Origin of the sequence: Photobacterium sp. Hal280, assembly GCF_037162255.1 — a bacterium.
Lineage (GTDB): Bacteria > Pseudomonadota > Gammaproteobacteria > Enterobacterales > Vibrionaceae > Photobacterium.
On the sequence record NZ_JARLUO010000005.1, the window covers coordinates 2,148,550 to 2,158,969 of the forward strand.

The 10,420-nt window shown below is 50.7% G+C and carries 8 protein-coding genes; 2 read left to right on the forward strand and 6 right to left on the reverse strand.

Annotated elements, in window-relative coordinates:
- Positions 1-36 precede the first annotated feature (36 nt).
- From dcd to apbC, 4 genes are all read right to left on the reverse strand, one after another.
- Entirely contained in the window at positions 37-633 is a 597-nt protein-coding gene (gene dcd, locus P4S53_RS19255; protein ID WP_337113956.1) for a dCTP deaminase, read from the reverse strand.
- A 174-nt stretch (positions 634-807) separates the two neighbouring features.
- Positions 808-2,042, reverse strand: a protein-coding gene (locus P4S53_RS19260; RefSeq protein WP_337111999.1) for an IS3 family transposase whose coding sequence is annotated in 2 segments (ribosomal slippage) — positions 808-1,697 and positions 1,697-2,042 — 1,236 coding nt in all. Because the reading frame shifts where the segments join, the coding sequence is not laid out codon by codon here.
- Positions 2,043-2,127: 85 nt separating this feature from the next.
- Positions 2,128-2,772, reverse strand: a complete 645-nt coding sequence (gene udk, locus P4S53_RS19265) for a uridine kinase (protein WP_337113957.1) — start codon at positions 2,770-2,772, stop codon at positions 2,128-2,130.
- A gap of 213 nt (positions 2,773-2,985) precedes the next feature.
- Complete coding sequence (gene apbC, locus P4S53_RS19270) at positions 2,986-4,074, reverse strand: iron-sulfur cluster carrier protein ApbC (RefSeq protein ID WP_337113958.1); 1,089 nt, start codon at positions 4,072-4,074, stop codon at positions 2,986-2,988.
- A gap of 163 nt (positions 4,075-4,237) precedes the next feature.
- Between apbC and metG the strand changes: the two genes are divergently transcribed.
- Positions 4,238-6,277: a methionine--tRNA ligase gene (gene metG, locus P4S53_RS19275; RefSeq protein ID WP_337113959.1), complete on the forward strand. Its 2,040-nt coding sequence runs from the start codon at positions 4,238-4,240 to the stop codon at positions 6,275-6,277.
- A 404-nt stretch (positions 6,278-6,681) separates the two neighbouring features.
- The gene (locus P4S53_RS19280; RefSeq protein WP_337113960.1) at positions 6,682-7,983 is read left to right on the forward strand and encodes a dicarboxylate/amino acid:cation symporter; all 1,302 of its coding nucleotides are present in this window, start codon (positions 6,682-6,684) and stop codon (positions 7,981-7,983) included.
- Between the two features lie 86 nt (positions 7,984-8,069).
- Here P4S53_RS19280 and P4S53_RS19285 read toward each other — a convergent pair whose 3' ends face one another.
- Together P4S53_RS19285 and P4S53_RS19290 are read right to left on the reverse strand one after the other, a co-directional pair.
- Positions 8,070-9,056 carry an HAD family hydrolase gene (locus P4S53_RS19285; protein WP_337113961.1) on the reverse strand — a complete coding sequence of 329 codons (987 nt, stop codon included), beginning with the start codon at positions 9,054-9,056 and terminating at the stop codon, positions 8,070-8,072.
- A 103-nt stretch (positions 9,057-9,159) separates the two neighbouring features.
- Positions 9,160-10,419: a hypothetical protein gene (locus P4S53_RS19290; protein ID WP_337113962.1), complete on the reverse strand. Its 1,260-nt coding sequence runs from the start codon at positions 10,417-10,419 to the stop codon at positions 9,160-9,162.
- Position 10,420: the final 1 nt, after the last annotated feature.

Below are 10,420 nucleotides of genomic sequence, written 5' to 3' on the forward strand. Positions count from 1 at the left end.
CATTCTGACGACAATTTAATACGCGGCTGACAATAATCAGCGATGTTTCTTCTCGTCTTCATTGATTCGGCTGGCAACCGCACCCTGCTGATTATGATATTTCGCATTGGCGCGCTTGTTATAAGGCTTCTCAGCAGAGCCGGACAGCACCTCAAAACTCAGAGCGCCAATCGGCATGTGCGGACGCAGCGCCAGCGGCAGCCGGCCACTGTTATAAAATTCCAGTACGATTCTGCCCGACCAGCCCGGATCAATCCGGTGCGCAGTCACGTGTACCATCAAACCCAGGCGGGCCAGCGAAGAACGTCCGTCCAGCCAGCCGACAATATTATCCGGCAAGGTAACAGATTCATGCGTCACCGCCAGCGCCAGTTGTCCCGGATGGAGGAAAAAGGCATCACCGTCGGCGACTTGAATCTCATCACTCATGACTTTTTCGAGCTGTGCTGCAACATCTTCTTTTTTGCCGGAGAGATCGATAAACGGCGCACCGTGATCAGTAAAAATACGGAAATTATTACCTAAGGTGACATCGATTGTCAGACCGCTAATCACATCATTTGACGGGCGCGGCTCAATACTGATCTTACCTTCATCAAGATAGGCCTTGATGTCTTTGTCACAAAGTCTCATGGTGCGGATTATCTCCAGGGCAAAAAATCAAAAATACTATCAGAAAAGTTTGCCGCCACTATAACGACCTGCTCGCAGCAGGTCTATCTTTGCAGCCGCTTGCGTGACATAACGTCACGGCTTTTTATTACAAAACAGAATTCAGTGTCTAGTCCTAAAATAGGTTGACGCTTTTTATGTAGCCAGTAGGTATTCCCTACTGGCTTTTTCATGCACTTCACTCGGGGTTCTCATCCCCAAGCTCGTATGCGGTCTCAAGTCGTTATATGTCGATATCGACTCTTTCACTAACACCATAAGCTCTTTTAGGGTATTGCACTGGTAGAGTAGGAACTCACTCTTTAGTATGCCATTAACCCGCTCAGCCAGCGCATTCTGATAACAGTCATAACCATCAGTCATTGAAGGTATCATGCTATTGGCGCTTAACTTTTCCTGGTACTCTGATGAGCAGTATTGTAACCCTCGATCTGAGTGGTGAATTGTTGCTGCATCTGTTTGGCGGTTGGTTATGGTCATATCCAGCGCTTTTACCACGTCGCTAGCCTTCATTTCGTTACTCAATTCATAGCCTAATATTTTCCGGGAGTAAGCGTCTGTAACTAGTGAGAGATAGTGTGTCCCTTCATCTGTTTTGACATAGGTAATATCGCTCACAACCACTTGCTCTACATGATGAACAACTTTATCTTTCAAAAGGTTTGGGTGCTTCCTGAGCCAATGTTTGCTGTTCGTCGTCTTGGTGTAGTTCTTCCTTGGCTTGACCAGCAGGTTCTCGTTTTTTAAGTACTTGAATAACCCATCTCGTCCCAACTTTATTCCTTGTTTCTCTAGCTGGGGCTTAATCAACTGGTATAGCTTACGAGTACCAACCCGAGGCATAAGTTGCCGCCAGTACCTTACCATCTCTTTTACAGGCAAGAGTTCCTCAGCACGCACTTCGAGGCGCTGCTTCCATTGATGCACAGCTTGCCGGGATAAATTGAACTGCCTACATGCAGTTGCGAGCTTTACTTTTCCTTGCTCTTTGGCAAGCCAGAGCGCTCGGCTAAGTACTTTTTTTCCAAGTCTATTCCGTGTTCTTTTTTAAGGATTTCCACCATATCGCTGTAAATCATGTTCTTTAATTCAGCGTCGGCAAGGGCTTTTTCTAGGCGCTTAATCTTCTGTGCTGGCGATTCTTTTGATTTAGGCATAGTAGGGAAGTGTTCAACTGGCTTCGACCAATCTAACTTACCATGCTTTCTTAGCCATACAAGAACAGTGCTTCGTCCCTGAATGCCAAAGTGTGCTTGGGCTTGTTTGTAGGTCATCTCGCCTTTTTCAACCTGAGCAACAACAGCGAGTTTAAAGCCTAATGTGTAATCACGCTGTGTTCGTTTTATCTTTGATTTGCTTGATGAGTTCATTGATAAGTCTCCAATGTGTCAACTTATCTCAGGACGGGACACAGGAGACAAAAAAGGCTGACCTGAGTCAGCCTTTGCTATCCCGTTACGCTTTGAGTAAGCGGGCAATATGCGCTTTTAATACATCGATGGCAATGCGGTTCTTACCGCCTCGGGGCACAATAATATCGGCATATTGTTTGGACGGTTCAATGAACTGCATAAACATAGGGCGAACGGTTTTCTGGTATTGCTGCAGAACCGATGACATGGTCCGGCCGCGTTCTGCCACATCACGCTGCAAACGGCGAAGCAGGCAGATATCCAGTGGGGTGTCCATAAAAACGGTGGCATGCATCAGGTCACGTAAACGAGGGTCAGTCAGCAGCAGGATGCCTTCAAGAATGATCACCTTCTTTGGCGTCAACGGGGTGGTTTCTGTCATGCGGGTGTGTTCGCTGTAACTGTACTGCGGCACTTCAACCGCCTCACCGCGAATCAGGGTTTCGAGATGATCACAAAGCAAATCGTGGTCAAGGGCATTGGGATGATCGTAATTCGTCTTAACCCGTTCATCCATACTCAGGTGACTTTGATCGTTATAGTAACAATCTTCCGTAATAACACCGATCTGTTGATCGCCAACTTTTTCTCTAAGTTCGTTGTAAACCGTTCTGGCAATCAAACTTTTACCGGAAGCAGACGCGCCTGCAATCCCGATAATTACGCATTGGTGTGAATGTTCAGACATATCAGAAAGCACCTGTAAGAATATCTAGCGGGTTATTACCCAATTTCAGTCACCGGCCCCACTCAGCGGCACAGCACTATACTGCAGGTAAAAATTAAACCGCACGATTATAAGGAGTTGACGCCTTGGATACCAGAGTAAATGCGATCTTGCGCTCAAAACATTGTGAAAATGCAACGGAAAACAAGGCGCCAACCGTTACATTCACTGCAATTATAGGGTTTTAATACTGATCTGTTCTGCCACAGGTTGCCCATGCCAATAGAGTCGACTGGCGACGCGGCCGGCCAACTCTATATAAGCCTGAGCCTGTTCGCTGTCTGGTGATGACGCCACTGTCGGAGCCCCCTCGTCAATATCCTGACGAATCTGAATATGCAGTGGCACCTGAGCCAGCAAAGGAATCGCGTAGTCCCGCGCCATGCGCTCTGCCCCTCCGGTGCCAAAAATTGCCTCATGATGACCGCAGGCGCTGCAGATGTGGTAGCTCATGTTTTCCACCACACCAAGCACAGGGACCTGCACTTTACTGAACATGTTGACCCCTTTGATGGCATCAGCCAGGGCCAGGTCCTGCGGGGTGGTGATCACCACAGCCCCGGTGACCGGCATCTGCTGCGCCATGGTCAGCTGGATATCTCCCGTACCCGGCGGCATGTCCACCACCAGATAATCCAGCTCCGGCCACAGGGTTTCATTCATAATCTGCGACAGAGCTTTCGATGCCATCGGGCCGCGCCATACCGTGGCATTCTCAGCCGGCACCAGATAGCCAACCGAATTGGTATACAGGCCATGAGCCACCACCGGGGACATCATTTTTCCATCCGGTGAGGACGGTTTTTCATCTGCCGCGCCCAGCATCATCGGCACAGATGGCCCATAAATATCCGCATCCAGCAGCCCGACTCGGGCGCCCAACGCCTGTAATCCCAGCGCCAGGTTTACGGCTGTCGTCGACTTGCCGACGCCCCCTTTGGCTGAACTGACGACCAGCAGATTTTTCACACCTTTCAGTCGCGGCTTGTCATTCGCAGCCAGCGGTACGACACGCACTTTGACACTGACATTGAGGTTTACGGCAATCTGCTGTGCCTGCTGGTCAGCAATCCAGTCTGTCAAGGCATCGGCCACAGACGAAGCAGCAAAAGGCAGCGTGATAATCACTGCCTGATCACCTTGCCAGTGGACGAGACCGGGAGTATCCGCCCACTCATGCACCAGCCAGGGATGTGTAAACTGATTTAGCCAGCCACACAATGCCGATTTATCGGCAAAAGGATTGTTGGGATGATTCACCATGAGAAAGACCTGTTTTGTTCATTGTAATACGCTGTTTTTATCCTACCACTTTGCGTCTGAAACCGCTCTAATTGTCAGTGATTACGGCTATGAATCAGGTCTGCCTTGGGGTACTATTCAAGGCTTATTATCTTTTTTACCCATCATGAGCGAATAGAGAAATATGGCTGCAAACCCAAGAAAAATTCTGGTGACCTGCGCCCTGCCGTACGCTAACGGTTCTATCCACCTTGGCCACATGCTTGAGCATATCCAGGCGGATATCTGGGTGCGCTATCAGCGCCTTCGCGGCAACGAAGTTCATTTCATCTGTGCAGACGACGCGCACGGTACGCCAATTATGCTGAAGGCCCAACAGATGGGGATGGAGCCTGAGCAAATGATTGCCGAAGTGAGCAAAGAGCACCAGGCGGATTTTGCTGGCTTCGATATCAGCTTTGATAACTACCACAGCACGCACTCTGAAGAGAACCGCGAGCTGTCTGCTTTCATCTATAACGAACTCAAGAAAAACGGCTTTATTACCAGCCGCACCATTTCTCAGCTGTTCGATCCAGAGAAAGAAATGTTTCTGCCGGACCGTTTCGTGAAAGGCACCTGCCCGAAATGTAAAGCGGACGATCAGTACGGTGACAACTGTGACAACTGTGGTGAAACCTACAGCCCGACCGATCTGATCAACCCGAAATCAGCCGTTTCTGGTGCTACGCCTGTCATGAAAGACTCAGTGCACTTCTTCTTTGACCTGCCTCAGTTTGAAAGCATGTTAAAAGCGTGGACCAAATCCGGCGCCCTGCAGGAAGAAACATCCAATAAAATGCAGGAATGGTTCGACGGCGGACTGCAGCAGTGGGATATTTCCCGTGATGCGCCTTATTTCGGCTTTGAGATCCCGGGCGAAACCGGCAAGTATTTCTACGTCTGGCTGGACGCGCCTATCGGTTACATGGGGTCATTCAAAAACCTGTGTGGCAAACGTGACGATCTGAACTTTGATGAGTTCTGGAACAAAGACAGCGCCACTGAGCTTTACCATTTCATCGGTAAAGACATCGTGTATTTCCACAGCCTGTTCTGGCCAGCCATGCTCGACGGTGCCGGCCTGCGCAAACCGAGCAATGTCTTTGTTCACGGCTATGTCACGGTCAACGGTGCCAAAATGTCCAAGTCTAAGGGGACATTTGTCAAAGCCAGCACTTATCTGGAACATTTGGATCCTGAGTGCCTGCGCTACTACTACGCCGCCAAACTGAACAACCGGATTGATGATCTGGACCTGAACCTGGAAGACTTCAGCCAGCGCGTCAACAGCGATGTCGTGAACAAGATTGTCAACCTGGCTTCCCGTAACGCAGGTTTCATTACCAAGCGTTTTGACGGCAAGCTGGCCGACACCTTCGCAGAACCGGCGCTGTATCAGGAATTTGTCGCAGCGTCTGACCGTATTGCCGCGTTGTATGAAAACCGCGAATTTGGTCGTGCCATCCGCGAGATCACGGCGCTGGCAGACAAAGCCAACCAGTACGTCGATGAGAAAGCACCTTGGGTGGTGGCCAAAGAAGAAGGCAAAGATGCCGAGCTGCAGTCAATCTGCTCTGTCGGGATTAACCTGTTCCGCGTGCTGATGACTTACCTCAAACCTGTGATGCCAAAACTGGCAGAACGCGTTGAAGGCTTCCTCAATGAAACCCTGACCTGGGATGGCATCGCACAGCCTCTGATCGGCCATGAGATTGCCAAGTTCAAAGCCCTGTTCAGCCGAATCGACAGCAAACACATTGAAGCGATGGTTGAGGCGTCTAAAGAAGATGCCGCTGCTGAAAAAGCCGCAGTTGCCAAACCTGCTGCCGGACCTCTGGTTGAAGAGCCCATCGCCGATGAAATCGAGTTCGATGACTTTGCAAAAGTGGATCTGCGAATCGCGAAAATCATCAGCTGCGAGTCAGTGCCAAAAGCAGACAAGCTGCTGAAATTCCAGCTTGATATCGGCGGCGAAACCCGTCAGGTTTTCTCTGGCATTAAATCTGCCTACAACCCGGAAGATCTGGTCGGCAAGCTGACGGTCGTCGTTGCCAACCTCAAACCGCGTAAAATGAAATTCGGGATGTCCGAAGGCATGATCCTCGCTGCCGGTCCTGGCGGCAAAGATCTGTGGCTGCTGGAGCCCCATGACGGCGCCCAGCCTGGCATGCGTGTGATGTAAAGCGAATTCACAGAAAACCATCGAAAAAGGGAGCTGCGGCTCCCTTTTTATTTTGCTGATTGACCCATATTACACAGGCTCACCCACCGCCGTCTCTCTCGCAATCATACTCTTCTGAGCAGTACACACGGCCCGCACCCTCAGCGATTGATTTCACCAAAATCGCAAAGAGCAGACGATCGAACCAAAAAATGCTTGCTATATCAGTATATAAAGCAATCAAACGGTTTCTGGATTGTTAATGAATATAAGCTTTCTCTAACAATTCACTCAATAAAGTGTGATCTCATACAAGCTTTAAATCATGACATTGATTTTACATCGCGGGTTTGTAACCGGAACTGGTAATCTGCTCCGCGCTCTGAGGATCAGTAACAGAGCCACATAATAAGGAGTGTTCTTTCATGAAAACCCAAAACAAAAAACTGTCCCTGACCGCCCGAGTCATCCTCGGTATGGTGCTGGGTATTTTGACTGGATTTATCATCCGCTCGCTTTTCGCTGACACGGCATTTGTTCAAGACTACATCGTTAACGGCCTGTTCGAAGTAGGCGGCTCAATCTTCATTGCCAGCCTGAAGATGCTGGTGGTGCCACTCGTTTTTGTCTCACTGGTGTGCGGTACCAGCACCCTGAGCGATATCAGCACCCTGGGTCGTCTTGGCGGTAAAACGCTGGCTTTCTATCTCACCACGACCGCTGTGGCGATTACGCTTGCCCTGACAATGGGCACGCTGTTTAAGCCTGGCGAAGGTGCAGATCTGGCAGCCGCGACTTCATTTGCAGCCAAGGAAGCTCCTTCGCTGGGTGAAGTGATCATTGGCATGTTCCCGACCAACCCGATCAATTCCATGGCGCAAGGCAATACGCTGCAAATCATCGTCTTTGCCATTCTGTTCGGTATTGCCATCAGTGCGGCAGGTAAAGCGGGCGAGCGCATTGCCGGCGTCTTTGCCGATCTGAACGAAGTGATCATGAAACTGGTAGCGTTGCTGATGCACATCGCACCATACGGCGTGTTCTTCCTGATGGCCAAACTGTTCACCGGCCTGGGCCTGGATGCTATCTATAACCTGATGGGTTATTTCCTGGTGCTGAGCTGTACCCTGATCCTGCACGCCGTGTTCACTTACGGCCTGATGCTGAAAATTTTCTCGGGCCTGAGCCCATTCGTTTTCTTCAAGAAAATGGAAGATGCGATCATGTTCGCCTTCTCCACCGCTTCTTCAAATGCCACCATCCCGGTGACCATGGAAACGGCGACCAAACGTCTGGGAGTCAGCAATAAAGTTGCCTCGTTCACTGTCCCATTGGGCGCAACCATCAACATGGATGGCACCGCCATCATGCAGGGTGTGGCCACGGCCTTTATTGCCCAGGCATTCAATATCGACCTGACCATGGGCGATTACATGGCCGTGATCATGACAGCAACACTGGCCTCAATCGGCACCGCCGGTGTACCGGGCGTCGGGCTGATCATGCTGGCAATGGTATTGAATCAGGTCGGTCTGCCGGTAGAAGGGATTGCGATCATCATGGGTGTTGACCGCCTGCTGGACATGATCCGCACAGCCGTCAACATCACAGGCGATAGTGTGGTGACCTGTATTGTGGGTAAATCTGAAAACGAAATGGACATCAGCCGCTTTAACGATCCTAAAGCGGGCGAAGCAGACGAAGAAGTGCACCTGCACAAAGCTTGATACGCATCTCTGACCGTCGTTCAGTCCAGCCAATACGCCAGTCTCTGACTGGCGTATTTCATTTCTGCTTCAGCTCACCAACGAGCTTATTGTGGGAAAACCTGCTTCCAGTCCCGCTTCATATCGACAACGATCCACTGCTCTTTTTCAGCCACTGACAAGGCTTTGTCTAAATGCCCGATGGATGACTCTTTGTCGTAAGCCCACTCCCGTTCCGCGTCGGTATGATGCAACAAGAGTGACATCCGCGGACCACTGCCCGCTTTAGTCCATTGCAACATCGCTAAGTCGCCATCTGAGTTACCAAACGCAATCACAGGGCGCCGGCCAATGATCTTCTGTATATTGACAGGTTTTCCCTCTTTATCGTCAATAAAGTCAATCTCAGGAAGCCGTGTTATCGCAGGCTTTCCCTCTACAAGTTTAAATTCAGTTTTAATCGTCGACCCGATAATCTGTTCAGGCGGAATACCATAAACCTGTGGCGCCCAGGTCCGCATAAATTCAACACCGCCGCCTGAAACAATGTAGGTTTTGTATCCGTTGCTGCGCAGATAGTTCAGCAACTCCAGCATGGGCTGGTAGACCATCTCGGTGAATGGCTTGTTCGTTACCGGATGTTTCGCCGTTTGCACCCACTGCTCAACCGACTGGTAAAACTGCGCTGTTGTCATATTGGCATGAGTCACCATCACCAGTTTCATCAAGCCTTCCATGCCCGATTTTTTCACCCCTTCCATATCACCTTTGAGGATGGAAGCGAAAGGTTCTTCCGTTTTCCACTCAGGATGTTTGTCTGCCTGATCTTTCACTCTGTCAATCGCATAAAACAGCTGGAAGTAAGCGGGTTGCTCTGCCCACAAAGTGCCATCGTTATCAAACGTCGCAATCCGTTCAGCGACAGGCACAAACTGAGGAGAATTCTTGTCTGTGGTTTGTTCAACAAACTGCATCATCTGCTGTTTGGTCGCCGTATCATTCCAGGACGGAAGCGGATCGGCAGCCGCGAATGCAGCCGGCATCATCACGGCATTCAACCATAGCAGAAGCAAAAACCTTGTTGCTCGAATCATACAAATCCCCTTAGCAATCAATGTGTCGTTTTACGTGATGTAAAGATTTTCATGAATATGACGTTGTAAGCTTAGTTCATGTCCCGAACATGCAGACGGCGGTCTACGAAGGCGGATACCTGCGCGCCAGCTGACGTAAGGGTTGCAGAACCTGATACGGGCTCTGCGCTTTGTCTCTGCGGGTGATTTTCCGCCACATCGACCGTACGAGACGGCTGTCAATCTGATCCGACATCAGTCTTTGGCTGTCAGCAAGCCACCTCTGATCCTGAGAAAAATCAGCCAGTGCGCTCAGTTGCGTCTTTTCATAGAGCCTTTGATAGATCAACTGACGGCATTGTGGCCAGTCCTGGTGCCGGGCAGCCCGCCAGAGCAGATAACGCGATGGCAACGGGCGGCTGGCGAAATAGCGTTTGGCAAACTGAAAGGCGAGCAAAGCCAGAACAAGCAGTACCAGCACAGCAATCAGCCAGGGCGCGTAAAACTTCAGCCAGGACTGCAACGTATGTTTCACAGCAAAGGTTTTCCCTTCAAGGGTCAGTGTATTGAGCTGCTGATTTTGGCTGTCCCACCACTGCACCTCTATCGCCGGAAAATGTAGCTCGCCGCCGCCCTGGAGCACGTAAGTTTCCAGCTCGGTTCTGCTGGCTGAATACAGACCGCGATTAGTGCTATCTTGCAGATCACTGGGGGAAACATAAGTCTGATAGGCATCATCATACAAAGGCTGAGACGGGCTTGGCAGCATAGCGGCCAGCGTACTTTCTCCCTTGAGCGTGATCCGGCGCGAGATGCTGTCCCCAACACGCAGAGCATCAGCACTCTGCTGCCAGGTCTGCTCAAGTGAAGCCTCCGATGCCGCAAACCAGGGCCGCTGACCGGTCAGCGCCGGCGAGGGCAATGATGCCGAGAAACGAAGTTCCGGCGTCATGAAAGTCGCTGTTTGATTCTGTCCGGGAGAGACCGAAACTTCGACCGTTACCGGAATCGGCTGTATGACATACTGGCCCGATTGGGTCACAAAAACCGGGATCTCCCAGCTTTGATGCGACCAGGTCGTCCCTTGCTGCTGCTCGGTATAGTTCACCGCTTTCAGGCTGCGTTGCGAGGTCATGAGTCCGGGATCGGTGATCTTGCCGATCCGGGTGCCGGCGGTAAACCAGGTCGAGGTTGCCAGATCGATATGCAGGGTGATCATTTCATTCACCGCCACCTGACGAGCCTCTTTCTGACTGGCGGTTGTGAGCCAGGTTTTGATCACTACACGATGGTTATCACTGCTTGCTTCCGCCGCCTGTACCCAGGGCGCAGTCATCGTCAGTACCAGAGGCAGCAGGACAAACATGAAAACGCGCGACATCACT